This is a genomic window from Yersinia pekkanenii, from assembly GCF_001152565.1.
Taxonomy (GTDB): Bacteria; Pseudomonadota; Gammaproteobacteria; order Enterobacterales; family Enterobacteriaceae; genus Yersinia; species Yersinia pekkanenii.
The window spans coordinates 56,254-82,430 of record NZ_CQAZ01000023.1; the positions used below are offsets into that span (position 1 = coordinate 56,254).

Below are 26,177 nucleotides of genomic sequence, written 5' to 3' on the forward strand. Positions count from 1 at the left end.
CCACCCATGGCGTTAAAAGGAAAAACATGAGTGTACAGCGTATTACTGACAGTACGGGTTATTATCACCGCCTGATACAAGCTATTCCAGGTGACCACCCCTGCGGCCTAACTCTGGAATATGATTCAGCATTTCTTATGATGCAGACAAAATTGCAACCCAAATTGACTGCCGAATATGGCGATTTTGTCGAAGTTGCCGAACCCACTAACTGGACAGATACCGAGCGAAAATGCCTCGAACTGCTGGGTAAAGCTCGCGATGTGCGGCTGCTTATTATTCTGATGCGTTGTCGCCTGCGCCAAATTGGTGTCAGTGCCGTGTACGAAGGGCTGGAGGCCATACTCTGGTGCCTGAATACCTGGCCTGATGACCTGCACCCCCAACTCTTTGATGAAGGGGAGTTTGAACCCTTTATGCGGGCTAATGCCCTGGCAGAATTGGACAATCCTGAAGGGTTTATCGCTGACTTTCGCAACCAGTTGTTACCTAAAGCAGCAGGAATGCAGATTTCAGTTAAAGAGATGGAAAAAGCTCACTCCTTCCCTCGTGAAGAAGGGGCACTGGAAGAAGGCATACTGGAAGCGATTAAGCATGAATGGCAGAGCCGTGGCGACAGTACCATCCTCTCGTTGCAGAAAGCCTATGCCTTGTTGTTGGAATTAACGGCGCGGACTAATGATTCCCTTGGCGACATTACACCAGACTTTGTCAGATTGACCTCACTACTGCGCCACTTTGCCGGGGATGATCTGGCGGCGGTGGTCGCTTTTGAAGTAGCGGAATACATTGCGGTTCCACTGGATAATGAGCCAGACATCGCCTCCCCTGATCCCCTGATAACGGCAGCAGCAATGGCGGTAACAGCAGAGATCGACACTGCGATGCCGCCTGTTCAGCCGCAAGCACCATTACCCCCGGCACCTGTCGCGCTGCAAGCGCCAACACTGCCAAAAGGGATTCAAAACCGTGCGGATGCCTTATCTCGACTTATTGAGGTCCGCCAGTGGTTTACCCATGCCGAACCCAGCAGCCCGGTCATTGCTTTATTGTCTTTTTCAGAAAAAACAATCGGCAAAAGCTTTGGTGAATTACTTCAGATCATTCCCCAGGAACTGATTTCTAAACTTGATACAGAACAGGAGTAGTCAGCCATGATACGGAAGCTTTTTATTTTAGTATGCGGTGCAGTTTTCGCTGGGCAAGCAAATGCCGCCTGTGTGGTTGACACGATAAGTGCCGAAGGGGGATCTCCGCCGTCAACCATGACGATCTCTGCATTTACCATTACCATTGATGCAGATCAACCGGCGGATTCTACAAAGTATATTTCTGATGTGAATACTGCGACACAGGGGTTCCTCGTCAGCCATGATCAGTGCGTGACAGGCAACCTTTACGGCAAAAATGTCACTGCCATGCTGGGCGAAAGTCTGGGGAACGGGCTGTTTGCCACCAATATCGACGGTATTGCCATCAAACCCCTGTGGAATAATGGTGGCAACCCTGCATATGGTACTTTTAACAGCAGTGGGGAGATGACATTTAGTACCCCGACTGGCCGTTGGGATTATGGCGAAAATAGTTATTTCAGAATTGAGATCTATAAAATCAAGGATACGCTAGCCTTGACTAATCCGGTCGGTCAGCAGGTTCTGCCTGGCGGCACAATAGCCTATAACTGGGTGAACAGTAATAGCGTGGTTAACTATGCGCAGAAACTGGACATTAGCCAGATCAACATCATCAGCACCCCATCCTGCACTTTTGACGGTACAAAATTTGTCGACTTTGGTCTGGTGACCTCCGGCAACTTAAGTAACGGAATAGAACGAGACCTTAATTTTGATATTACCTGTAAAACCGATTATGGCCAGTATTCGGCAACCGCAGCCATTACTACGCAAACCCCGACTGCCGACGGCAATTACATCAAAGTAAAAGACAACGAAGGTCAGGATGATCGGATGCGCATAAAAATCAGCGACAGCACCGGGAGATTACTGGCACTAGATGGCAGCGCCAACGAGCAAAAAATCAATATTGCCAGTGCCACACCCGCTGAATTCAAATGGAAAGCGACGCTTGAGCCAGCCTCAGTTAGCGCAAAACCGGCTAACGGTAAATTTAGCGCCGCAGCAGAAATTATTTTGCAGATTAATTAACCCACGATAACAACACAGTCAATTTTACACGGATTATATATGCAGCCTGTATCGTCTATTTTTGTCAGCATTGCCAGTTATCGGGATCCCGAATTGATCCCGACGCTGCATGACATGATAAATACAGCCCAACAGCCAGAAAATCTTAATATTGCCGTTTTTTGGCAAAATGATAATGACATCAATGCGTTCTTAAATCAGGGTATGCAACTGATCGAAAGTAGCACCCATCTTGGTTTTCCATTGTATCAGTTGGAATATAACCAGGCGTGCATATGGATTTTAAGTGTTCATTATTATGAGAGTAAAGGTGCCTGTTGGGCCAGGCATATGGCCGAAGGGCTATTTCAAAATGAAGCCTATTTCTTGCAAATAGACTCTCACTGCCGCTTTATTCAACACTGGGATCATGAAATGGTCACTATGTTGAACAGCCTGCGTGATAAGAGCCCTAAGCCGGTATTATCCAGTTATCCACCTGGCTATGAACCCGGCGAGAACGAACACAGAAAAGATTATGTCAGCCGCTTAATATTTCATTCTTTCACGCCGGAAGGAATGGTGCGAATGATGTCAATGCCGTTCACCGAAACCGCACCAGTGCGGTGTGGCTATTTGGCCGCTGGCTTTATATTTAGTGATGGCAGTTTTGTTCGCGATGTCGCCAACGATCCTGATATTTTCTTTATGGGCGAAGAAATTGCCATGGCGGCCCGCACATTTACCCACGGCTATGATACCTATGCCCCACACAAAATCTTACTCTGGCATTTCTATACCCGAAAGGAGCACAGTAAGGTTTGGTCAGATCACAATGATGCGGCCAAAAAATCGGGTGCCGTTGATCTCGCTTGGTGGGAGCGAGACAAAATCGCCAAAAAACGGGTTCGTACTCTACTGAATACTGAACAAGAAGGGAGTGATCTAGGCTGCTATACCTTGGGTACACAACGTTCTTTACAGGAATTCGAATACCGGATTGGTGTCAATTTTAAAAAACGGGCCGCACATCCGGATGTTGTTGGTGTAAACAAAGTGAGTTATTTCGCTGACCTCCCCAGCGTCCACCAACAGTGGCTAGAATCCCTGATTATTGTGAATAAAAAAACGCTGAAAGTAGAAAAAGATGAAGTGGATTTTACCCGTGAAGATGTGGAGTGGTGGCACCTTGGCGTTTATAACCCACAAAACGTGCAAGTGATGGTGGAACAGGTTGATATGAACAATATGAAAAAATTTATTAACCAAATCGATGACTCAACCTTTGAGTTAAACCTAGCCTTTAATACTGAAACGGACTCAAACCCACACTCGATCAGAATATGTCCTTATATTCGTTCGCAAGGTTGGGGTGATGTTGTGGAGAAATGCTGGTGAAAAGCGCAGGCATTTTTAAACAGATTTTAACTATCGACAGCTTATTATCATTCAATGGCATCATTCCGTCATTGTCCGGTTTTCAGTTAAAGTTGGTAACGCTGATTGAACAATTCTGTCTCGCGCTGAAATCAGAGCAATTACCACCAATCGAAGTCAATTGTTTATGTCATCAGCTTTGCCATTATCTCGACAGACGTACTGAAAATACAGTTAAAGACAAAGGCTTAAGTTGGGATGGCTACTTATTATCAGATTACTTCTACGGTTACAGCACGCCTTTACCTATCGATAGCCTAAGCCTGGAAAAATTATTAAACAGTGATGACAAAACAATTTACCAATATGCGCACAAGATCCTTGTTCTCACATGCAATTTACCGAGCTGTGATATTAAATCACAACAATTGCTCGCACGTTATGGTCATAAGTTATCAGCGCCAAGCCTGGTCGTAGCCAGTAATGATATCAACATTGAGTCAGAACTCGAGGAAGTTACCCCTGAAGCCGAGCCTGCCACCGCAGATAAACCCATGGAACAACACCGTCACTGGCGCTCTCTTGGTTTGCCCTTTTTTGCTCTGACAATATCGCTCTCCGCACTCTGGTTCTGGTGCTTTCGTAATTTAGGTGCTCTGTCTTAAATGTTTAAGATTAAATTAAATAAAACACTCGTGCTACTATGGCTCGCGGCGAGTTGCGCTTTGATAACAAGCGTTAGTTTTCAAGGGAATACGTTATGGAATAACGTTATTTTTATTGTTTTTCTGGCGCTATTAGTCATCACGGTCTGCTGGCATTACGCCCATAAACCGGCACACCAGCAACCGGAACCGGCTCAGCGACCTCAACCGGTCGTGGCACAGCCTGCGGATCAGGGAAACACCGTCATTTTGATCCTCGGCCCCTATGCGGCCAAGTGGTTTAGTAACCCTGCGACTGCCGATAATACGCGTTTTTCCAGCCATGCTATTTGGATCTTAATTCCTGATCCAGAAACGTTACAAAAACGCCTCAAACATATTGCGGCCCACCATCCATCAGCACAGGTATTGGCCTTCTTTCCGTTCTTGCCTGATGTATATGAAAATACATCAATTATAATTTCACAGCTCGCCAAGTGGCAGAACAGTTTTTCTGCACTGTCGCTGCCAACCCCCCTCTCCTGCGTGTTGACTATTTATATACAGTTGAGTAATGAACGTCTCAGCCATAATTCTGATAACGCCTATTGGACAGGGGATATTAATCTTGCCAACCAGAAAGCGCTTGATATAACGGCTGCTTTCCAATCATTGAGCCAGAAACTTGAGTCGCAAGATACCAACAACACCAGGTTCGCGGCTCAGCGCTATGCGATGGCGCACAATCTATTTATCTGGTTAAACCAATCCGGTGTCACCAGTGCCTTACAAACCCTCTTTTCCCATACATCATTCCAGTTAACTGATGTGATTTTATCTGATAATGGCAAAGGGTTTATCAAGCATGGTGCCTGGTCAGCATGGCTGGAGAAGACGTTGGGTATTTTGCCCGGTTTAGCCTCAGCCTTATCACTACCACCGTTCCCGAAGGTGATTAATTGGCGTAAACCGCAGGTGATAGATGCAGTAAAACCACCAATGATAATGCCGATCTCCCGCCCAAAATGGTTATGGAGCCTATGCTTCGTTACCCTGCTATTGGCTTTGCACATGGCACACACTTTATCGCAAGAAAAAGTTCGCTATAAACAGTTTAATCAGCAGATAGTTTCTTTGGATAATATTAATAATATCTCTATTCAACATATTGCAGATAACATCGTGAAGTTAAGCGATATGGGAAAAATATTGTCTGCATGCGTTAACTCATTCGACATCACGCGCTGGGGGTTCTCTCAATGCGAGCCGTTGTTGAACCAAATAAACCAGCGAATTGAAATTTATCAAGATATTCCCATGTTCAGTTCAGCCCAAATGGTTCCTCTGTTTGACTCAAACAGCACTACACTGAAACTCAATACGCAAACCAACGACATGCTGGCGTCCCTGTTACTGCTGGTAGAAAATAATCAAGGTAGTAAAATATTGATAGTGGGTCATTCGGATAACACCGGTAATGCGTCATTCAATATGAAGCTTTCCGAGCAGCGTGCGTTAGTCGTTCGCGACTGGCTCATTAAATACAGTTCACGCTCTGCTGAGAACTTTATTATCCGGGGAGTAGGAGCATTAGAACCGGTCGCATCTAATGATACAAAAGCAGGACAAGAACAAAATAGGCGCGTTGAAGTGCTGTTGTTACCCATACATAACCAGAATGTTGGAGCTTAAAATTCTATGAATACGATACCTTCGCCCTATTCGATTTATGAGGGCACCTTTTTAACAACAGCCCCGGTTCTGGATCAGTCAGTGAATATTTTAATGTTCAAAGATCCTAATAACCACGAATATAACATTATCATCAACCGTGCTTTGCTGGCTGAGGAGGAAACACCTGAAGCCTTCTGTGAAAAAGAGATGGAAGCATTGCGTAATAAACTGCCTGGTTTCCAGATTGACGGCAAATTGCTCAAACATGAGCTCGGCCCGGCAAAACTGCCGGTTGTGCAGGTAGCAAATAATTTTTTACAAGATGGGGAAAGAACGCGCCAGGTTCAATCTATTGTGCTATTGCCACAACACGCCAGATCTAATCCTGATAATCGTGCGATACTGATATTTACCTTGACGACCAGTGGGGGTGAATTTACCGAACATCAACGTAAACATTACGTACAAATTATCAATAGCTTCAATCCGAAAGTTGTATCTGCCAGTTAATGCCAAGCAAAATCACTTCACTCTACATTATCCAATCTAGCGTGAAGTGAAAGCCTCTCCAGACATGGATTGGTAAAGTGAGTTCTAAATGAAGTTATATGCTCTGGAGGGAGATACCCTGACTTATCAAATACAAATAAAAACGGTTTCTTTATTACTATAATTACTCATATTTGTTGCGTAGTTGTAAAAATCCAACCGATTTAATACCCCAAGTTTTCTAATGGCATTTCGACGATGGGTTAATATCGTTTTTTCCGAGCGTTCAAGTATTTTTGAAATATCAACAGTACTGTATCCCTGGCCTGTTAGCTCAACAATTTTACTTTCAGTTAGAGAGAGTTGGACGTAGTTATTAAGCCCGAGGCGTCTGGATATATCACTATTCATAATACTACAGTGGCTCAAGTGCGCAATAACCAGGATTTTCTTTATTTTAGATATGATGTTGTAAATATCTAACTTATTGCTGTTAAACGGAATATTAATCGTCATCATCGGCTTATTACTACTGCTCGTACTATTCGTGATAACTCCATTATCTTGATATATATTCACTATCACCATGAAATCTTTAAATATTATATTAGCCTTGTGTACTGCTTTAGTTTCATCAAGACAAATAAATAAGTAATCCTCATAGCCCTCTTTATCAAAGACTTGTTTTAGTAGAGAGAGCAAACCTAACTCATAAAAAGTATTTTGGGTTTTAATCGCTACGCCTAGCATATTTTACATTCCTTATTATTACTCACTATTTTCAATCAGTGTTAACTGAGTGAATTTTGAATAGAAATGAACATTACAAATAGTAATTAGTAGAATTTTATCTTTGCGATTATCACTTTTTCATAGAAAGAGTCGCTCACCAACAATGTGATAAGTAAAAAGTTAAAACTCAGGAGATAGAACTCGTTTTATTTAAACGTCAATATCTGAGGAAAGCATGTATACTAGGAAAGCACTCTCAATTTAAGAGCCATATTTCACTTAACAGCATAAATCTTCCATCTATAAATTATTTATTTTGCAAAATATCGACCTTGATCATAGTAAATTTCAATAAAGCAATTAGACAGTAACGGGAAGCAAAAGTATATGGGAATGCGACAGCACTAGTTGTCAGATTTTTCTTACACACTCCAACTTAACAATCGTCAATTTCGCCATTGAGTCACTGCTGCTTACGCTATATAGAGTAATCTGCTGTTTGGCGTAAATACTCACCTTAGCCAAAATATGGCTACCATGTTCAGCAATGACGGGCGTGGATATAAAATCAGTATCAATGTACCCGACAGAAATATGTTATTAGTGATCATGGCGATTGGATTTGTACGCTATATTCCCCTACATTCACCGTGGACATGTCTATTTGATTGACAACGGGAATAAATTTAGGGTGTGCAACATCCCTCCATCATATAGATGGAAACAAAATGAAGTCATAGCGTTGATGGATTATATCGCGTCAGATAAGCCGAAAGATAATCGTTTTAATAAATCATAAAGACAAAATTGATCGGTGATATCAATCAACTTTCTACACCTAATAAGTAGAATCGCTGAGTGAGTGAAGATAATGTTGCTGATAAACGGGTTGACGCGGAGAAGAAAAATACCAAGCAGATAATTTTAATAATTAAAATTGTCGCGTAAGGGACTCGTTTGCCCCTACTCAGTTAAGGCCATGGAGATAAGGTAAATAGTAATAACTATCAATCCAATATGAGCATGATAATCAATGTGATATCGGCTGCCCTTTTAACTCGGTCGGCTCATGTTTATATTGAAAAGCAAATGCAAAAATAATGACCAGAACGGCGGTATAAGCAGCGAAAGATAACCAAATGCTATTCCAATCCTTTACACCACCGACGGTGAAGTAATCAACCACATGCCCACTGATTATTGCTCCAACATAAGCCCCGACACCATTTACCATCGTCATAAACAAGCCTTGTGCACTGCCTCTGATATTATGGTCTACTTCTTTCTCACCATAAATTGCACCAGAAATATTAAAGAAGTCAAAAGCACAACCATATACCACCATTGATAGCAGTAATAAAAAGAGGCCAGTCGTAGACGGATCACCATAGGCAAACAAGGTGAATCGTAGAGTCCATGCAATCATACTGATCATCATCACGCGTTTAATGCCAAAGCGAGATAAGAAGAAGGGAATGGTCAGAATGAAAAACACTTCGGCAATTTGCGCCATTGACAATAAAATTGAGGGATATTGAACCACCAGACTGTCGTGGTAAATTGGATTTTTTGCAAAATCATGCAGGAATGGGCTACTGAAAGTATGGCTAATCTGTAACGAGGCACCCAGTAACATAGCAAACAGGAAGAAAATAGCCATCTTCTTTTGTTTAAATAATACGAAGGCATCAAGCCCTAAAATATTAACCCACGTGCGGTCTTTTTTAACATTAGAGGTTGGGCAACCGGGTAATGAAAGCGCGTACATCGCCAACATCAACGCCGCACCTGAAGCAATATAAGGCTGAATATTGCTCAGTTCAAATCCGGACAAACTAATCGCCCACATGGCAAAAATAAAGCCAATGGTGCCAAAAACACGTACCGGCGGGAAATCCTTAATGGTATCCAACCCGGCCTTTTCTAAACAGATATAAGAAATGGTGTTGGCTAATGCAATCGTCGGCATATAAACCATCGCATTGAATAGTATCACAAAGAACATGAAATTAGGGTCTGTGACATTGGCCGCGATCAGCAATGCAATTGCACCCAACAGATGGCAACAGTCATAGAGAATATTGGCTTTAACCCAGCGGTCGGCAATAATCCCAACAATACTCGGCATTAAGTTTGTATGACCCCATTATCGGTACATTGTGCCGGTGTAACGAACGCGTCGCCCCTAATATCAATTGTGGTAGCAGTGTTGTTATTTATTTCAATCCCACTTAAGCCAGTTATATTATTAATAACTGGCTTAAGTGACTAAAATTGCACGTCCGGCGTTTAAATCGTATGTTATTACTCCGGCAGTCTCATTACCGTAATTGTCGTACAAAGTCATTGCATCTACGTCAATAATTCTTCGTCTATAAGTACCATCTCGCAGTGCACATTCCTGAATAGGTTGCCCTAGAGATAAAATATCTGGTTCTTGTGCCTGATCCCTGGCCCCTGGTGTTATGGTTACCGTTTCCATGAGCCCCGCGATCAGTGTACCTGATAACTGCACCGCTATATTTGCAATCCCAACTTTAGTGCCATCAATATTCGCGGTATAACTGTTACCAGAGTGGCTCTGGTTTGTGATCTGGCTGTTTACCCGATCAGTAGTAAAAGTAATCGCCAAATCAGGAATAGGATTATTGTTACTGTCACGCAGAGCCAGGGTCACGGTCGAGGTGTCGTGGCCGTTAGCTTCAACGCTCGCTATAATCTCGCGTATACACCTACCCTCGGCAAAACTGCTCTTCCAAATTGATGATAGTTGAGGGTTATTTACTCGCTAAACACGGCAATACTATCTCCGAAGGGATCAAACTGGTCGTCGGGCGTATGCTCGCCTGCGGTACTGGTGCGATGGGCGTTCGCCGATAAATGGACCCAACGTTCTAACCATCAAGGACTAAGGCGATACCGGTAGTTCAATATTACTCTCCGCCAACGATCCCATATTGTTATATATCGCACAGGCCGCATCGACTAAATGCATGGCAAGCGCGGCACCACTGCCCTCACCTAGTCGCATGTCCATTTGCAAGTATGGCTCTAATTGCAAATGGTTCAGGGCAATTATTGCGCCTTTTTCTGCCGACAGATGGGACGGGATCAGATATGCGCGGACACCCGGCGCGATACGACAAGCAGCCAACGCCGATGCATAAGAGAGAAAACCATCCAGTACCACCGGTAATCCAGCCGCCGCCGCCCCCAACATGACGCCGGTCATGCCAACCAAATCAAACCCCCCTATTTTTGCCAGCACATCAATACCATCACGGGCATCCGGATGATTGGTTGCGATAGCACGGCGCACCACCGCGACTTTATGATGCAACTGCGTACTGGGGAAATTAGCCCCTAGACCTACCACCAATTCAGGGTCACTGTCAGTCAACACGCTGACCATCGCCGCCGCTGGCGTGGTATTTGCCATACCCAGCTCACCGACCCCAAAAACTTTCACGCCATCAGCTACCTGCTGTAATGTCAGCATGATGCTGGCAAGCAGTAAGTCTTCTGCTTGCTGACGAGTCATGGCCGCTTCACAGGCAATATTGCCACTACCACGGGTCACTTTCATGTCCAAAACGCCGGGCAATGTTTCGCTATCGATACCCACATCGACAATTTTTACTTCGACACCCGCATTGGCGGCCAGCACGCAAACCCCCGATACTCCTCTCACCATGTTCAGCGCCTGAACCATCGTCACTACGCGGGGAGAAATAGTCACACCTTCAGCGTAGACACCATGATCGGCTGCCATCACAATGATTTGCTTGCGGTCAACCTGATGCCCGTATAAACCACGCATTCCCGCCAGTTGAATAGCCAACTGCTCCAGCCGCCCCAAGCTACCGGGCGGTTTAAGTAAGCCATCCAACCGCGCCTGAGCGCGGCTCATCGCCCGGCTATCCAGCGGCGCAATGGTCCGCAGAATTGACGAAAGTGTTCGCATGTCTTTAACCTCGTGTTGCAGGCTGCCAAACAGCCCGACTGTTAAACTCACGCAGCGTGACAAATCCATCGTGGATCTCCAGCACGCTGTATGCGCCCTGTTCAAAATGAAAGTGCCACATCGCTGCCGCAGGCATCGCCAGCAAACGTGCCAGCATCAGGCTTAGTACCCCCTGATGGGCGACCAGTAGCTGATTATTGTCGTTACTTTGTGCTAAGGCAGTCGATGCCAAAAGCAGGGGCTGAACCCGTTCCTCGACTCGCGCGGAGAACTGAGGAAAAGACTCCCCGCCAGTCGGGCTGGCTTGTTGCCAGTCGGCAAGCCATGCCGCCCATGCATCCGGGTCCTCACGTTGTATGTCATGGTGATGGCGCATTTCCCAATCACCGAAATTCATTTCATTCAATTGCTCATCAGTACTCGCGCCCAGAGCCTGCCCCGCGAGAATGATGTCGGCGGTATGGCGGGCACGCAGTAACTGGCTGCTAATCCCATAAGTAAAATCCACCTCAGCTAGCCAACCGGCTACCTCACCGGCCTGTTCCACCCCCAGCGGAGTGAGAGCCAAATCGGTCAGACCGCAAAAAACACCGCGCAAATTGGCGTCGGTTTGCCCGTGGCGCACCAAAAAAAGTCGCATAGGAATGACTCATTAAAATTGATCGGAAACCGCTGATGTCACAGCAGCGCCAGCAAGAACACCAGTTCGCCGATTTCGACCGCCGCACCCAAGGTATCACCGGTTTGCCCACCTAAACGGCGACGCAGATAGGTCGCCAGCAGCAGCACCACCACCATAGTCATTACCAATGCCAATAAAGCCGCCCCCTTGCCGAGTAACAGGGTCAATATCGCGCCCCCCACCAATGTGACAATGGTTTGCCGGCCGGTCACGTTACCGATGTAAATATTGCCCAAGCCATTATCTTCGCGGGCATAATGCTGGCGGTACATCAGTAGCACAATCACTGTCCGCCCGACGACCGATGCCACCGTCAGCGTGGTCAGCATCGGCATATCGCGCAATGCCAGCTCGCTCACTACCAACACTTTTGCCACCACGATAAGTATCAGCGCCAAACCACCATTAGTGCCGAGGCGGCTATCGCGCATAATTGCCAACATCTGCTCACGCTGACGGGCGGAAAACACGCCATCGCAGGTATCAGCCAACCCATCGAGATGAAAAGCGCCGGTAATCAGTGCCAATGCCAGCACATAACCCAACGCCGCCAACGGCACGCCACACCACGGTGCCAGCAAGGTAAAAACTAACCCACTGATCAGCCCAACGATCAGGCCGATTAACGGAAAGCCGATAATGCCGCGTTGGTAGTGGTCCATTGCCAACCCTTGTGTCCAGCGCTCTGGCAGTGGAATTCGGGTCATAAACTGCAATGTTGCGAGAAATAAACGCAGACTCATTTAATTTTTACCTCAATGCCAGAAATGACTAAAAATACCTCGTCAGCCGCTGCAGCAAGGCGTTGATTGACCCGGCCAGCGATATCCCGAAAATGCCGCGCCAGACGGTTTTCCGGCACGATCCCCATGCCCAGTTCATTAGTCACCAGATAAATCGGCGCACGACTGCGGGCGCAGGCTGCCAACAAATCAGTTATCTGCTGTTGGATAGCCACTTCCAGCGACGCAAAATCCATCCGCTCCGCCAGGGTATCGCCGGCCTGTTCAAACAGCAGATTGGTGATAAGCGTGGTAATGCATTCCAATATCACCGCTTCGCCGGGCTGCACTTGCTGCTCCAGCACCACACCCAGGTTCTGATAACCTTCCCAGGTACGCCAATGTGCCGGGCGGCTGACACGGTGTAACTCAACTCGCTCAGCCATTTCCACATCCGTTACCACTGAAGTGGCAATGTAAAACACCCGCTCAGCCGCCTGTGCTGCCAGTCGTTCTGCCAGCGAACTTTTGCCGCTGCGCGCACCGCCGGTAATCAAAATCACTGCGCGCGCGCCTGTTGATGTGCTTTCATTAATTGGTAAATGCTTTCAATATCAATATTCTGCCGCATTTTCGATGCCAGAATATCAAACTGTTGCTGCTTGTGTTCGGCGTAATTCACTGTCACGCCGTCAAACGCCGCCAGCCCTTTACGTTGGCGCAAATTGTCCAGCAGCGTGCGAGTAAAGTGGTGGCAGTCAAACAGGCCATGAATATAGCTGCCCAGAACACTGCCGTCGCTATTCACCGCACCTTCCAGCCATTGTTCCACTTGCCCGTTACGCAATGTTAATTGTGCGAAAGGCTTGGCGGCCGCCCCGAGCAGGGATGCGCCCATATGAATTTCATAGCCTTCCAGTTGTTGCTCACCGCAGGTTTCCAACAGCCCCGGCAGGCCATGCAGACAGTGGCCGCTGACCCGGGTGGTCACTTTATCCGGCACAAACTGGGTGTGGACATCCAGCAAACCCAGGCCATCCATCGGTTCAAGGCCAGACTCCACACCATCAATAATGCGTTTGCCCAACATCTGATAACCGCCACAGATCCCGATCACCGGCACCTGACGTTGATGTTGTAACAGCAATGCCGCCGCCAATCCGCAGTGATGCAACCACTGTAAATCACCCAAGGTATTTTTGCTGCCAGGCAAGATAATCAAATCTGGCTGACCCAATGCCGACGGTTGCGATACATAACGCAGCCGCACATCAGGCTGGGCTGCCAGTGCATTAAAATCGGTAAAGTTGGCAATGTGCGGCAAACGGATCACCGCAATATCCAGTGTTTTTTCCGCAGTATTCTCATATTTGCCATTTTGCAGCGCGACGCCGTCTTCATCTTCCAAATCGATATCCAGCCACGGCATGACGCCCAATACCGGCACCTGGGTCAAGGCTTCAATCTGTTCCAGACCGGATTTGAGCAACGCGATATCACCCCGAAACTTATTGATTATCACCCCTTTAACCCGTGCTTTCTCATGGGGATGCAACAGCGCCAGCGTGCCATAAATAGCCGCAAATACGCCGCCGCGATCGATATCTGCCACCAGCAAAACCGGAGCATCGGCTATTGCCGCCATCCCCATATTGACGATATCACGGTCGCGTAGGTTAATTTCCGCTGGGCTACCCGCCCCTTCCAGCACCATAACGTCATATTCACGGGCCAGACTGTGGTAAACCTCGCTGATTTTCTGCTGCAATTGCGGCTTGTATTGATGGTATTCCACCGCATCCATATTACAGGCAACTTTGCCCATCAATACCACCTGTGCCTTGCGGTCACTGGTGGGTTTTAGCAACACCGGATTCATGCGTACATCCGGCGGGATGCCTGCCGCTTCGGCCTGAAAAATCTGCGCCCGCCCCATCTCGTCACCCTGCGGGGTAACCCCTGAATTGAGCGCCATATTCTGCGATTTAAACGGTGCGCAGCGGTATCCATCTTGCATAAAAATGCGGCATAACCCCGCCACCAACACACTTTTTCCCACATCAGATGCCGTACCTTGCACCATCACCGATAAATTCATTGCGCTTTCTCCGTCTCACGCTGTCGCAGCAGCGCAACAAGTTGTTCTTCAATGTTAAATGCCGATCAGCAGCAGACGAATCAGGGCAAACAGTAAAAGGGCTAATAGCGACGCTACCAGCATCAAATGAATACTGCGCGGTATATCACTGACCGCTATCTCACGCCGTTCATCGCCAATCCATGGTTTCTCTACCCGCTCACCAAAGTAATCATTCGGTCCACCGAGGCGCACTCCCAGCGCACCGGCAACCGTGGCTTCCGACCATGCACAATTGGGGCTGGAATGCTGATAGCGGTCACGCCAGCCAATACGCAACGCTTGGCGATAATCGGCCCGCAATAACCCAGCCGCCGCACTGAGTAACAGCCAGCTCAGCCGGGCAGGAAGCCAGTTCGCCAGATCATCCATGCGCGCCGAGACATAACCGATCGCCCGATATTTCGGGGTTTTGTAGCCCACCATCGAATCAAGGGTATTGACGGCTTTATAGGCCATAGCCAACGGCGCACCGCCCAGCATGAGGAAGAACAGTGGCGCAATCACCCCGTCGACGCTATTTTCAGCCACTGTCTCTACCACTGCGCGGGTAATTTGTGGTTTTTCCAGTTGCGAAGTATCGCGCCCAACAATCCATGACAGTTTCTCGCGACTTTGTGTCAAGCTGCCATGTTGCAGGGCATGGAAGACTTGCAGTGCCGCATCACGCAGGCAACGCCCGGCCAGCAAGGTGTAAATCATCCACACTTGCGCCAACCAGCCGAGCCATGGATTAATGTGCGTCATCAGCCATAACAATCCCCAACTCATCAGCCAGGTCATACTCACTACCCCCCACCACAACCACGCGCCGCCCCACTTCAATGCCGTTTCAGTGCGGCAGACTTGGCGGATAATTCGTTGCAGCGCCGAAATGAGGTTACCTATCCAGCGCACCGGATGTGGCCAGTGCGGCGGGTCACCGAGCAAGCTATCAAGTAAAAAAGCGATAAACCAGGCGGCGAGGGTCATCGCACGCTCCGGGCCGGAGCCAGCCAGTTGCTACCGGTGCCTGCGATAGAAAATGCTTGTTTACCAAACCATTGCATAAAAAATCCCGCCATTTAAAGCAGGATATGCCGTGTCAAAAAGGGACATTTACGCAATGTCACCACTGCACGCCGCTGATGACAACCCGCTTCCCACCGAAGGTGTTGAAAATATTGTTTAATATTGTCATTATTTATTTTTGATGCACAGTTTATGTTTTAAAGAGATAAACTTGAATGGAAATCGTGACTAATTGATATTAGATCAGTAACTGTCATTCTATTTCACGGCGTTCACACCGCAGCCATTGCCATTAAACGCCACTCCCTCGCTTATGGTACCCTGCACACACACGTTAAATCGGGATCGCAGCAATGAGTGAGCATGGTGGGAATGTGCTGGAAATGGCACTAAAAATAGGCACCGATGCCACCAATATCGTTGACTTCAGTGCCAACATTAATCCGCTGGGGATGCCGGCGTCCTTGAAAGCCGCGATTATTGAACAATTGGCCCGTGCCGAGCACTACCCTGATGTTGAGTATCGCCAATTACACGCCGCGCTGGCCCGCGCTCACCATTGCCTACCAGAGAATATTATGGCAGGCAATGGTGCTACCGAGCTGATTTACGCGGTAGTGCAGCATTTGCAACCCCGCACTGCTGTGCTACTGACACCGGGCTTTGCTGAGTACCGCCGCGCCCTGCAACGGGTTGGTTGTCAGATTCATAATTATCAGATGAGTGAAGCTGATGGCTATCAGCCTGATGAACGGCTATTGGCGCTATTAGCGCAACAGCGCCCAGACTGCCTATTTATCGCAACACCCAATAACCCGACCGGCCTGATGCCTGATGCCAAATTGCTGCAAGCCATTGTGCAGTGTTGTCATCAGTACCGTATTGCTTTGATTATCGATGAAGCTTTTATCGATTTCCTACCCGATGCGCCGGGGCTGATCCCTCAATTAACGGATTTCCCACACTTATACTTATTGCGCTCCCTGACCAAATTCTTTGCCATTCCGGGATTGCGCCTTGGCTATTTACTCAGTGGCGATCTGGCGGCTATTTCGCAAATGAAACAACTGCGTGAACCTTGGACTATCAATGCGTTTGCCGCACTGGCAGGTGAGATTATTCTCGATGACCAGCCTTACATTCAAGCCACACATGAATGGTTGACTCAGCAGCGACCTTGGTTATATCAACACTTAGCCGCCCTGCCCGCGTTGCAGGTGTGGCAAGGATGCGCCAACTACATTTTCCTGCGCTGTCTGAAACCAGAGTTCGATTTGCAACAGGCGTTATTACAGCACCATATCTTGATCCGCCATTGCGCCAATTACCCCGGTCTGAGCCGTGACCACTATCGTGTCGCCATCAAAAGTGCCATTGATAACCAGCGGCTGATCACTGCCATGCAGCAGGTTTTCGGCCATGGCTGAGGCTCGTTGCCCCGCCTCTTGTGGTGAACTGATTCAGGGTTGGATTCTCGGTGGTGAGAAGCTGATTTCCTGCCCAATAAACTGGTTCAGTACCGTGTCGGTCACCGACGGTGTCGCGGATCGCCATGAGCGGCCACGCATGCGCCAGATGCTGGCGGCAGTACTGGCTTATTTCGGTCAGCCCACAGATAGCGCCCGTGGCTTGCATATTCGTTTTGATTCCACCATTCCGGTGGAAAAAGGGCTGGCTAGCAGTACCGCTGACATTGCCGCTACCGCACTGGCAACCGCCCGTCATTTGGGTGAAACCCTGAATGAATCGGCCCTTGCTGCGTTATGCGTCAGCCTGGAACCGACCGACAGCACCCTGTTCCAACACTTGACGCTGTTTGACCACCAGACTGCCGCAACGCAAATTGCTTATGACTGGCAGCCAGCAGTGGATATTCTATTGCTGGAAAGCCCGCAGCGCCTCAACACCGAGGAGTACCATCGCCGTAATCGCCAACCCGCACTGCTGGCGGGTTCGGCCTCACTGGAACGGGCCTGGCAACTATTTACTCAGGCCGCCGAACACCATGATTACTCACTGTTAGGCCAGGCTACCACGCTCAGCGCACAGGCCAGCCAGCATTTGCTGGTCAAACCCGACTTTATGGCCCTGTTGCAACTGGTGGAGGATCTCGATTTATACGGGTTGAACGTCGCCCACAGCGGCAGTGTGGTCGGGTTATTGCTGGATCGGCAACGCCATGATGTCGAAAAAATTTATTGGCAATTACAGCAGCGCAATATTACCCGTCATTATCCCCATCAGCACTTGTTAACCATGGTGCCCGGCGGAGTGCGTTAGTTCTCTATAAACGACTATTCAGTTCTGGGTGAACAGTCCGAACCTCAAAAAATATCCGAACCAGAATATCCATGTAAATAGCACTGTCATTCGCTTTCTGCCCACCACTTTGATGTAACTCTCTTCATCTTGCCCCTCAAAATCATGACGCCAGTCACAAACAGAGAATGCAGCTATTTTATCCATGTAAATAGCATTCAGGTATATGGGGAAAACAGCTATCAAGGTAGTAGATTCCTCCTACAGGAAATGTAATACAGATGTAAAATTTGCGTCCTGTTAAATCTTCATTATTTTAAAAACATAAATAAAATTCATGTAATACAAAACGCTGAATATTACACCAACACCTTACGGAATAATAATAACCTCAACCTACAATAGCTCCCGGAGCCTTAGATGAAAACATTAAGAGTGAAAACCTTACTGGCGGCCAGTCTGTTCAGCATGATGGTGTGCTCAGGCAGCGCACTGGCACAAGAAGTAGAAGTGGTCAATATTTCAAAAATTGCAGGGATGCCGTGGTTTAACCGCATGGGAGAAGGTGTGGACCGTGCCGGTAAAGATCTGGGTATCAAAGCCTATCAGGTTGGTCCCTCCAGCACCGATGCCCCGCAACAGGTTAAAATAATTGAAGATTTAATTGCCAAAAAAGTCAGTGCCATCAGTATCGTGCCAAACGATGCCGATGTGCTGGAGCCGGTATTTAAGAAAGCCCGTGAGGCCGGTATCGTGGTGTTAACTAACGAATCCCCTGGGCAACCAAGTGCCAACTGGGATATTGAAATCATCGATAACGCCAAGTTTGCCGCCGATAACGTGGAAGAGATGGCAAAAGCGATGGGTGGCAAAGGTGGCTATGTAATTTATGTCGGCAGCCTGACTGTACCGCAACATAATCTGTGGGCCGATTTGTTTGTGAAATATCAGAAAGAACACTATCCAGAGATGTTTGAAGTGACCAGCCGGATGCCGGTCGCCGAGAGCATTGATGATTCACGCCGGACCACTTTGGATTTGATGAAGGCACATAGCGATTTGAAAGGTATTGTCGCTTTCGGTTCACAAGGCCCGATTGGCGCAGGTCGCGCAGTGAAAGAAAAACGGGCAAAAAACAACGTTCATGTGTTCGGCATGATGATCCCATCTCAGGCTGCATCGCTGATTAAAAGCGGTGATATCACCATGGGTGTGACTTATGACCCCGGTTCTGCCGGTTATGCCATGACCGCAGTGGCTGACAAAGTGCTGAAAGGCGAGAAAATCGAAACGGGTATGGACGTCCCAGGAGTAGGTAAAGCCGAGGTTGACCAGGCTAAGCACCTGATCCAGTTCCACAATGTATTACGGGTGACCAAAGACAACGTGGATTCGCTGTATTGATTCATGGTGTTATCGCAGAGCCGGGCTTCTGCTCGGCTCTGCCATTAATGACATTTGGGATTAGAAGAGCTATGCAGCCATTTATTACCCTGGAAAATATCAGTAAAACCTTTTATGGCGTTAAAGCGCTGAATAAGGTGGCCATGACCCTGTTACCGGGAGAGGTCCATTGCCTTGCGGGACAGAACGGTTGTGGCAAATCAACACTGATCAAGATTATCTCAGGTGTCTATCAACCTGATGCCGACGCTATCATGACAATTGATGGCAAGATCTACTCGACTTTGACACCGATTGAATCTGTCAGACTGGGGATTCAGGTGATTTATCAAGACCTGTCGTTATTCCCCAATCTAACTGTGGCAGAGAATATCGCCATGAACTATTACCACCATCACCTGTGGGTGGATAAACGTCAGATGCGAGAGACTGCCGAGCGGGTGATCGACAGCATTGATGCCCACCTCAATCTGGATGAGTTGGTTGAGAATTTACCTATCGCACAGAAGCAACTGGTCGCCATTTGCCGTGCGCTGGCCCAAGATGCTCGCCTGATTGTCATGGACGAACCCACTGCCTCTCTGACCCGACAAGAGGTTAACGGCTTACTGCGGGTAGTGCATGAACTGAAATCACGTAATATATGTGTGGTTTTTGTCAGCCACCGGCTGAGTGAAGTACTGGAAATTTCGGACCGCATTACGGTGCTGAAAGATGGCGATTGGGTAGGAACCTACCCGGCGGCCGAAGTGGATAACCCACGATTGGCCTGGCTGATGACCGGCATGAAATTCGATTTTCAGGTATTGCCCCCCTACAGAGCGGCCCTTCCCCCCGTATTGGCGGTGGAACAGCTCTCCCGCAGTAACGAGTATCATAATGTCTCACTGACTCTGCATCCCGGTGAGATTGTTTCATTGATTGGCTTACTGGGTTCAGGGCGGACAGAACTCTGCCTGAGTTTATTCGGTTTGACCACACCAGAGTCAGGTACTATTCGCGTCAATGATAAGCCGATGTATTTTGCCAGTAACCGCGATGCTATTGCCGCCGGTATCGGTTATGTCTCAGAAGACAGGATGAGTACCGGGCTGATTATGGCGCAATCGATCCGTGACAATATCAGTGCCACCGTATTGCATCGGCTGAAAAATACCTTCCACCTGATGCGTACTGAACGAGTCGATACGCTGGTGGAGGATATGGTGAAGCACCTGTCGATTAAAATTGGTAACAGCGGCTTGCCGGTCAATACCTTATCGGGTGGGAATGCTCAACGTATTGCTATTGCAAAATGGCTGGCAACCGATCCGCAAATACTGATCCTCGATTCCCCGACTGTCGGAGTAGATATCGCGAATAAAGCCGGTATTTATAATATTATCAATACGTTGGCAGCTCGTGGCATCGCGGTACTGATGGTGTGTGATGAGATCGATGAAGCCTATTTTAACAGCCACCGTATTGTCGTCATGCGGGCCGGGCAGCTTGTGCAGGAGTTCTTACCCGGCAACAGCAGCGAAGCCGCCATTGCAGAGGTAGTAAATGGCTAACCCTCAAGGTTTTGATAGAAAAAGTGTGAATAAAACCAGCTTGTTTAATAAAGAGCTATTAAAACGCCATGAAGTGATGCTGGCATTCACTATATTGATTATTTCGACTTATCTTGCATTCACCAGTCCAGAATTCCTGACGCTTGCCAATATCTATGACCTGATAAATAACTATGCCATGTTGACCATTTTGGCCTGCGGTTTATTTATCGTGTTGATTTCTGGCGGTATTGATATTTCATTCCCGGCAATGACCATCATTTCGCAATATGTCATGGTGACACTAATTGTGAAATTTGGGGGTAACTTCCCGGTCGCGTTCGCACTGGCGGGCGGCATTGGTTTGCTGTTAGGGCTGATTAATGCGCTGCTGGTTAATCGCCTGCGTGTGCCGTCCATCATTATCACCATTTCCACACTGAATATATTCTACGGATTACTGCTGTATCTCAGCCGTGGCATCTGGCTGTATAGCTATCCCGAATGGTTCGAGCATGGGCCAATGTTGTTCTCCTTTACCGCGGCTGATGGCTATGACTATGGCCTGTCATTGCCCATTCTGACCTTGCTTATCACTATCATTGTCACCGCTCTGCTGATGACTCGCACCAGTATTGGCCGCCAAATCTATGCCTTAGGCGGTAATCAGGAAGCCGCATCACGCATGGGTTTCAGCATTCTTAAGCTACAACTGTTTGTCTACGGCTATATGGGCTTTTTGTCCGGTATCGCGGGGGTGGTGCAGTCCTATACCGTCTTAACCGTCGCGCCAGATTCCTTACTGGGTTATGAGCTGACCGTACTGGCAGCGGTGGTGCTCGGTGGCACCAGTATTATTGGCGGACGCGGCACGCTGACGGGAACCTTGCTAGGGGTGATTCTGCTAGCAATATTGCAGAATGGTTTGAATTTACTGGGGATTTCGTCGTACTGGCATACCGTGGTTATCGGTCTGGTGATTGTCATCAGCATCAGTGTAACAGCCTGGGGCCAACGTCATAAGGTGGGAATATAACCATGTCAAAAACAACTCAGCGGGATCATACCGAACGCTGGCTGATTGCCCTGCTGGTGCTGGTCAGCATGATATTCAGCGTGTTTATCCCACACGTGTTCTGGTCGGCGGCTAACTTCCAGTCCATTGCCTCACAAATCCCTGTCGCCGGTGTATTAACGCTGGCCATGGCGATTACTATGCTGACTGGGGGCATTAACTTATCAATCATTGCTACCGCCAATGCCAGTGCACTGGTAATGGCGTGGGTTTGTACTCATCTGGACCCAACGTTCAGCTCAATGATGCTGATGCTGTTGGCCGGTGCCTCGGTGGCATTAGTGGTCGGGGTTATTAACGGGGTGCTTATTTCGATTGTGCGGGTATCTCCTATTTTGGCCACCCTGGGCATCATGACCTTACTCAAAGGCGTGAATGTGCTGATCTCCAAAGGCTCGGCTATTTCTAACTTCCCGAACTATGTGCTGGCATTGGATCGCAATAACTTTCTTGGCGTGCCGCTGCCGCTTTATCTGTTTATCGCGGTAGCACTGATTATCTGGCTGATACTGGCCAAGACCCCATTGGGCCGCCAAATCTATCTGTCCGGCTCTAATGAAAAAGCCACCTTCTTCTCAGGGATCAATGCTCGCCGCACACTGATTTGGGTGTATGTGATTTCATCACTGCTGTGCGCCGTGGCAGCATTGCTGATGATGTCAAAACTGAACTCGGCCAAAGCCTCATATGGCGAATCACTGTTGCTGATCACTATTTTGGCAACGGTGCTGGGTGGGGTAAATCCCGATGGTGGATTCGGTAAGATTTTTGGTATTGTCCTGGCGCTGTTCCTGCTGCAAATGCTGGAAAGCGGGCTGAACATCATGGGTGTGAGTAGTTATATCACTATGGCGTTGTGGGGTTCATTACTGTTGGCGTTTATCTTCGTCAAAGGCATTAATATTGCGGCATTGCGTTTCTTGCGTTAACGCCGAGGTAAAGGGATAGCAACGAGAAAGGCTGGCATTGATTGCCAGCCTTTCTCTTAATAACAACCCTATTTTGTCGCACTGAGACTGGCGGACGACTGCACCGACGGCTTACGCACTTGTGTTTGAAACAAAGAGCGACCCATTCGGTACATTTCCCCGCTTATTAACCTTGTCAGTAGCCTGAAAACGCGACCCTACGTCGGGTCAATATTACTTAACTTCGCCCATCGCTTTCAGCTTTTTCGACAGCTCACGGCGTTCTTTAGACAGTTCGGCGGTTTTGATGGTGTATTCATCGACACGATCTTCGTAAGCAGTGCGCATATCAGCGATAATGGCCTGGATTTCTTCAACGCTCATGCCTGGTTTGATGTAATCACTCAGGTTATCAAGCAACAGAACGCGTTTTTTGTTATCACGAATTTTCTTTTCGTTATCAATGAGTTCACGCTGCAACTGATTTTTTCGACGAAACATACGCACAAACTCCAAAACGTCCTGGAAAGTCGGCTTAATTGCATTATCCATTTTTACACCTTCACTTAAGTTTTACACAAATTCAATTGCTGGTGACCAGGCTACCTGCACCATACCGCTTTGCCGTACCTGATGACAAGATTCATTGACTTATCTTACCTGCTTTACCCGCCAGACAGAAATATCATCTGCCTGATTTCCATGTTATACCCAAAGTTATTGGAGTTGCAGGTAGGCAGCCAACCAACGAATCCCGATGAACTTACTCAAGTAAGTGATTCGGGTAAGTGCGAGCAGCTAACAACCCTGCGGCTTCAAGTACGAAGGGGATAGGTCACCTGCGCAGAGTCATATTAATCAAAGTGTCTAACTCCTCAAGCTGTTTGGTCAACCCCATGGTCAACCCCATGCTTAACCAAACATAGCCATAAATCGGCGTGTCTACCTGTTGTTCCTGCATTACCACCTGCATCAGGGATTTTAATGCACTGGCAATCTCGCTTAATTCGGCGGCAACTTCCCGCCCCCTGTCACCAAGCGGGGGAATGTGCTTATTTAAAATCAACCGCCATTTGTTGCTGAATAGTCATGCCAAAGCTGGACTCCACGCAGCAGGAAATATAATCAGTAAAACGCGGCGATCTTGGCATACCCAAACTGAGCAATCGTTCATTACTGAACCGTACATTTAGCACCGCAAAAGAACCATATAACCGCATCGCTTTCAGCATCAAGCGCTCATTGCAAGGGCCGAAAATCTCTTTCAGTTGTTTACGCATTTGCACTAAAACATCATATTCTACTTGGCGATAATCTGTACCCATCGGTTTTTGTTGGGCAGCCAATGACATTGCCTGATCAATTTCAGCAAAACTGACGCTGTCATTTTCTCCGGCTGAAATATGATAGATATTTTCAGGTAAGTTTGGGTGCTGCAAAATACACAATAAAGCATCGGCGCAATAATCAACTGGAATAACATCAATATAGTCATCCAGTGAGCACATAAACTTACGCAGCATTAATGCCATCCGAAATACCCAGAAAATACTACCGGATGGCTGGCACCCCAAACGAGTATGTCCTACAACAATCGATGGTCGGGCCAATACCAATGGCAAAGTCGGGCACTGCTCAGCCAGCAAGCGCTCAATGGCCGATTTGGACTTGGTATATTCAACTAAATGCGCATCATCTTGTACCGATAATACCCGCTCACTCACCACAGTATCGGCATCAGGCGTGCAGGACATCGCGGTGCCTACATGGACAAACTTTTGTAAACCGGCCACCTGCGCCATTCTTTTACCAAAGGCTAATGTGCCCACTACATTCACTTTCCAGATTAATGGGTTATTACCAAATGATGCTACCGCAGCACAGTTAATAACATGGGTTACATCGTCAATGCGCGGGTCATAAGTAAAACTCTCCGGCTCAGCTAAATCACCTAATAAAATATGACGGGTATCTATTTTATTCAACTGCCCGCTGGGAAGATAAAACTTCGCCATATTCTCTCGAATACGGGTGAGTCCCTGTTCCGGTGTATTGGCCCGGACTAATAATAAATAATTAAAATCTGAGTTTTCCAACAATAACTTTTCGAGCACTGCACCGCCCAAAAAACCGGTAGCACCGGTTAACAGAAGTGTTTTCACTATGAATCCCACTAATTATATTCAGTAGGCGGATTGTATGAATAGCTAAGTAAACGGTAGGTAAATATTAGTTAGAACGACCCATTTAGATAGAAACATAATTATTTCAAAATAAATCTGGCAGCAAGAAACCGCGACTTAAGCTAATTCTAGCCCAAATAATGAATGTCTGAACATTTCATAACCCGTTGATTGTTTGATAATAGTGACAAAATTAACGTCTTCCTGAGCTGAAATGGTATTCTTAAGCCTACGTCATCGGCCGCTGCGAATGAGCTATCTCCGGTAGAAACCAGCCTGTCATACAGCATGACCATAGTGAATTAAGGGTTAAAAAGAATAATGTCAGATAAAAATAAGCAGCCAACATTCTACATTCACGATTATGAAATAAACCACATAACACAATGTAATCAATAGATTTAATTTTAACAAAACTTACATTATGTACTCAGTTATGTACTCAATTCGTTCGCGAAATCTTTGGAATGTTATCAATATCTCCACCTCGCAACCAAGAAACAGATTGAATTGCCCCTTGCCAATGCTGTATAAATGAACAGTAACTTAGCGAGGTGATACCATGGCAAGAAATCCTAAAGATGAGTTTACCGGGATGCGAGAGCTGACTTCTTTTGATACAGCTCACAGCGCCTTTGGTGAGTTCATTATCATGCGTTCGTCATTCACTGATACTCTCACCGGCTTTAGGCAGATTGAACCAGAGCATTACCCAGACCAACAAGTCATGATTCGTTTGGATGCCGCCAAAAAGCTGATTAGAGAACTACAGAAGCGAGTGGACTATATCGAGTCTGGTATTGAGGATGTTAATACCAAAACCCGCTATCACAGCTGAGGGAAAAAATATGCTACGTGTTGAAGTGACCATAGATAAGCTGAATATTAAAAAATTCCCCGTTGGGTACTCTGATGCTCTAACGGAAGAACTGGATAAACGACTCAGTAGGAAGTTTGGCGAGGTCGATGTGAAAGTGAGGTTCGCTGGTGCTGATGGGTTAACCGTGCTGGGCGGGGCTAGCGAGGATAAGAAGACTGTCGAAGAGATTTTACAGGATACGTGGGAAAGCGCTGATGATTGGTTTCAGCCTTAATACTTCTGAGAAATATTTCCAGGAATATTTTGTTGTCGCTGATCCCCTCGGGTTGACAGAGCTGCAACTAACTGTAAAACCGGTTGACGCGAAATAACTCACTACATGCATGAATTGACCGGGCCATTAAGCCCGGCTTTGATTGT

General features: G+C 47.3%; 25 protein-coding genes and 2 pseudogenes. 15 read left to right on the forward strand and 12 right to left on the reverse strand.

Going from position 1 to position 26,177, the window contains the following annotated elements; genetic code table 11:
• Window positions 1–26 precede the first annotated feature (26 nt).
• The 6 genes from AEP37_RS13055 to AEP37_RS13080 are packed head-to-tail and all read left to right on the forward strand — an operon-like array spanning window position 27 to window position 6,349.
• Complete coding sequence (locus AEP37_RS13055; protein ID WP_049613725.1) at window positions 27–1,148, forward strand: type VI secretion system protein TssA; 1,122 nt, start codon at window positions 27–29, stop codon at window positions 1,146–1,148.
• Window positions 1,149–1,154: 6 nt separating this feature from the next.
• Window positions 1,155–2,165 carry a fimbrial protein gene (locus AEP37_RS13060; RefSeq protein WP_049613726.1) on the forward strand — a complete coding sequence of 337 codons (1,011 nt, stop codon included), beginning with the start codon at window positions 1,155–1,157 and terminating at the stop codon, window positions 2,163–2,165.
• 39 nt (window positions 2,166–2,204) lie between these two features.
• Window positions 2,205–3,542 carry a GlcNAc-transferase family protein gene (locus AEP37_RS13065; protein WP_049613727.1) on the forward strand — a complete coding sequence of 446 codons (1,338 nt, stop codon included), beginning with the start codon at window positions 2,205–2,207 and terminating at the stop codon, window positions 3,540–3,542.
• Window positions 3,539–4,186, forward strand: coding sequence for a hypothetical protein (locus AEP37_RS13070; protein WP_049613753.1), 648 nt, complete (start codon window positions 3,539–3,541; stop codon window positions 4,184–4,186). Before AEP37_RS13065 ends, AEP37_RS13070 begins: the two co-directional genes overlap by 4 nt.
• Window positions 4,187–5,857, forward strand: a complete 1,671-nt coding sequence (locus tag AEP37_RS13075; RefSeq protein ID WP_049613728.1) for an OmpA family protein — start codon at window positions 4,187–4,189, stop codon at window positions 5,855–5,857.
• A 6-nt stretch (window positions 5,858–5,863) separates the two neighbouring features.
• On the forward strand, window positions 5,864–6,349 hold the full coding sequence (locus tag AEP37_RS13080) for a DcrB-related protein (protein WP_049613729.1): 486 nt from the start codon (window positions 5,864–5,866) through the stop codon (window positions 6,347–6,349).
• A 126-nt stretch (window positions 6,350–6,475) separates the two neighbouring features.
• Here the strand turns inward: AEP37_RS13080 and AEP37_RS13085 are convergent, their stop codons facing one another.
• From AEP37_RS13085 to AEP37_RS13095, 3 genes and pseudogenes are all read right to left on the reverse strand, one after another.
• Window positions 6,476–7,078, reverse strand: a complete 603-nt coding sequence (locus AEP37_RS13085) for a helix-turn-helix transcriptional regulator (RefSeq protein WP_049613730.1) — start codon at window positions 7,076–7,078, stop codon at window positions 6,476–6,478.
• Between the two features lie 1,012 nt (window positions 7,079–8,090).
• Window positions 8,091–9,191, reverse strand: a pseudogene (locus tag AEP37_RS13090) (nucleoside permease); the annotation flags it as partial.
• Between the two features lie 129 nt (window positions 9,192–9,320).
• The gene (locus tag AEP37_RS13095; protein ID WP_082170797.1) at window positions 9,321–9,821 is read right to left on the reverse strand and encodes an Ig-like domain-containing protein; all 501 of its coding nucleotides are present in this window, start codon (window positions 9,819–9,821) and stop codon (window positions 9,321–9,323) included.
• Between AEP37_RS13095 and AEP37_RS28045 the strand changes: the two are divergent.
• Window positions 9,787–9,937, forward strand: a pseudogene (locus AEP37_RS28045) (IS91 family transposase); the annotation flags it as partial. The gene AEP37_RS13095 and the pseudogene AEP37_RS28045 overlap by 35 nt on opposite strands.
• Before the next feature lie 31 nt (window positions 9,938–9,968).
• Here the strand turns inward: AEP37_RS28045 and cobT are convergent.
• Genes cobT through cbiB form a run of 6 tightly spaced genes read right to left on the reverse strand, consistent with a single transcriptional unit; the run spans window position 9,969 to window position 15,537 of the window.
• Window positions 9,969–11,024, reverse strand: coding sequence for a nicotinate-nucleotide--dimethylbenzimidazole phosphoribosyltransferase (gene cobT / locus AEP37_RS13100; protein WP_049613732.1), 1,056 nt, complete (start codon window positions 11,022–11,024; stop codon window positions 9,969–9,971).
• A 4-nt stretch (window positions 11,025–11,028) separates the two neighbouring features.
• The gene (locus tag AEP37_RS13105; RefSeq protein WP_049613733.1) at window positions 11,029–11,664 is read right to left on the reverse strand and encodes an adenosylcobalamin/alpha-ribazole phosphatase; all 636 of its coding nucleotides are present in this window, start codon (window positions 11,662–11,664) and stop codon (window positions 11,029–11,031) included.
• Between the two features lie 38 nt (window positions 11,665–11,702).
• A complete protein-coding gene (gene cobS / locus AEP37_RS13110) occupies window positions 11,703–12,449 on the reverse strand; it encodes an adenosylcobinamide-GDP ribazoletransferase (RefSeq protein ID WP_049613734.1) in 747 nt (248 codons plus the stop codon).
• Complete coding sequence (gene cobU, locus AEP37_RS13115) at window positions 12,446–12,991, reverse strand: bifunctional adenosylcobinamide kinase/adenosylcobinamide-phosphate guanylyltransferase (RefSeq protein ID WP_049613735.1); 546 nt, start codon at window positions 12,989–12,991, stop codon at window positions 12,446–12,448. Before cobU ends, cobS begins: the two co-directional genes overlap by 4 nt.
• Complete coding sequence (locus tag AEP37_RS13120) at window positions 12,988–14,526, reverse strand: cobyric acid synthase (RefSeq protein WP_049613736.1); 1,539 nt, start codon at window positions 14,524–14,526, stop codon at window positions 12,988–12,990. The genes cobU and AEP37_RS13120 overlap by 4 nt, the downstream gene beginning before the upstream one ends.
• A gap of 54 nt (window positions 14,527–14,580) precedes the next feature.
• Window positions 14,581–15,537, reverse strand: coding sequence for an adenosylcobinamide-phosphate synthase CbiB (gene cbiB / locus AEP37_RS13125; protein ID WP_049613737.1), 957 nt, complete (start codon window positions 15,535–15,537; stop codon window positions 14,581–14,583).
• A 392-nt stretch (window positions 15,538–15,929) separates the two neighbouring features.
• Between cbiB and cobD the strand changes: the two genes are divergently transcribed.
• From cobD to AEP37_RS13160, 6 genes are all read left to right on the forward strand, one after another.
• Window positions 15,930–17,003 (forward strand): threonine-phosphate decarboxylase CobD, encoded by a 1,074-nt coding sequence (gene cobD / locus AEP37_RS13130; protein ID WP_049613738.1) that lies wholly within the window; start codon window positions 15,930–15,932, stop codon window positions 17,001–17,003.
• Window positions 16,996–17,856, forward strand: a complete 861-nt coding sequence (locus AEP37_RS13135; protein ID WP_049613739.1) for a GHMP family kinase ATP-binding protein — start codon at window positions 16,996–16,998, stop codon at window positions 17,854–17,856. The genes cobD and AEP37_RS13135 overlap by 8 nt, the downstream gene beginning before the upstream one ends.
• A gap of 447 nt (window positions 17,857–18,303) precedes the next feature.
• Window positions 18,304–19,239: an autoinducer 2 ABC transporter substrate-binding protein gene (locus tag AEP37_RS13145; protein WP_235801346.1), complete on the forward strand. Its 936-nt coding sequence runs from the start codon at window positions 18,304–18,306 to the stop codon at window positions 19,237–19,239.
• Between the two features lie 71 nt (window positions 19,240–19,310).
• Complete coding sequence (locus AEP37_RS13150; protein WP_049613742.1) at window positions 19,311–20,792, forward strand: sugar ABC transporter ATP-binding protein; 1,482 nt, start codon at window positions 19,311–19,313, stop codon at window positions 20,790–20,792.
• Complete coding sequence (locus AEP37_RS13155) at window positions 20,785–21,807, forward strand: ABC transporter permease (RefSeq protein WP_049613743.1); 1,023 nt, start codon at window positions 20,785–20,787, stop codon at window positions 21,805–21,807. The genes AEP37_RS13150 and AEP37_RS13155 overlap by 8 nt, the downstream gene beginning before the upstream one ends.
• Before the next feature lie 2 nt (window positions 21,808–21,809).
• Window positions 21,810–22,775 (forward strand): ABC transporter permease, encoded by a 966-nt coding sequence (locus tag AEP37_RS13160; RefSeq protein WP_049613744.1) that lies wholly within the window; start codon window positions 21,810–21,812, stop codon window positions 22,773–22,775.
• A gap of 213 nt (window positions 22,776–22,988) precedes the next feature.
• On the opposite strand, the gene tmaR is transcribed toward AEP37_RS13160, so the two are convergent.
• The 3 genes from tmaR to AEP37_RS13175 form a co-directional block, all read right to left on the reverse strand.
• The gene (tmaR, locus tag AEP37_RS13165) at window positions 22,989–23,306 is read right to left on the reverse strand and encodes a PTS system regulator TmaR (protein ID WP_049613745.1); all 318 of its coding nucleotides are present in this window, start codon (window positions 23,304–23,306) and stop codon (window positions 22,989–22,991) included.
• Between the two features lie 283 nt (window positions 23,307–23,589).
• On the reverse strand, window positions 23,590–23,820 hold the full coding sequence (locus AEP37_RS13170) for a hypothetical protein (protein WP_049613746.1): 231 nt from the start codon (window positions 23,818–23,820) through the stop codon (window positions 23,590–23,592).
• Window positions 23,807–24,916, reverse strand: a complete 1,110-nt coding sequence (locus AEP37_RS13175; RefSeq protein WP_049613747.1) for an SDR family oxidoreductase — start codon at window positions 24,914–24,916, stop codon at window positions 23,807–23,809. The genes AEP37_RS13170 and AEP37_RS13175 overlap by 14 nt, the downstream gene beginning before the upstream one ends.
• 583 nt (window positions 24,917–25,499) lie before the next feature.
• Here AEP37_RS13175 and AEP37_RS13180 point away from each other — a divergent pair.
• On the forward strand, window positions 25,500–25,775 hold the full coding sequence (locus AEP37_RS13180) for a hypothetical protein (RefSeq protein WP_235801395.1): 276 nt from the start codon (window positions 25,500–25,502) through the stop codon (window positions 25,773–25,775).
• A 10-nt stretch (window positions 25,776–25,785) separates the two neighbouring features.
• Complete coding sequence (locus AEP37_RS13185; protein WP_049613748.1) at window positions 25,786–26,031, forward strand: DinI-like family protein; 246 nt, start codon at window positions 25,786–25,788, stop codon at window positions 26,029–26,031.
• The last annotated feature ends 146 nt before the right edge of the window (window positions 26,032–26,177 follow it).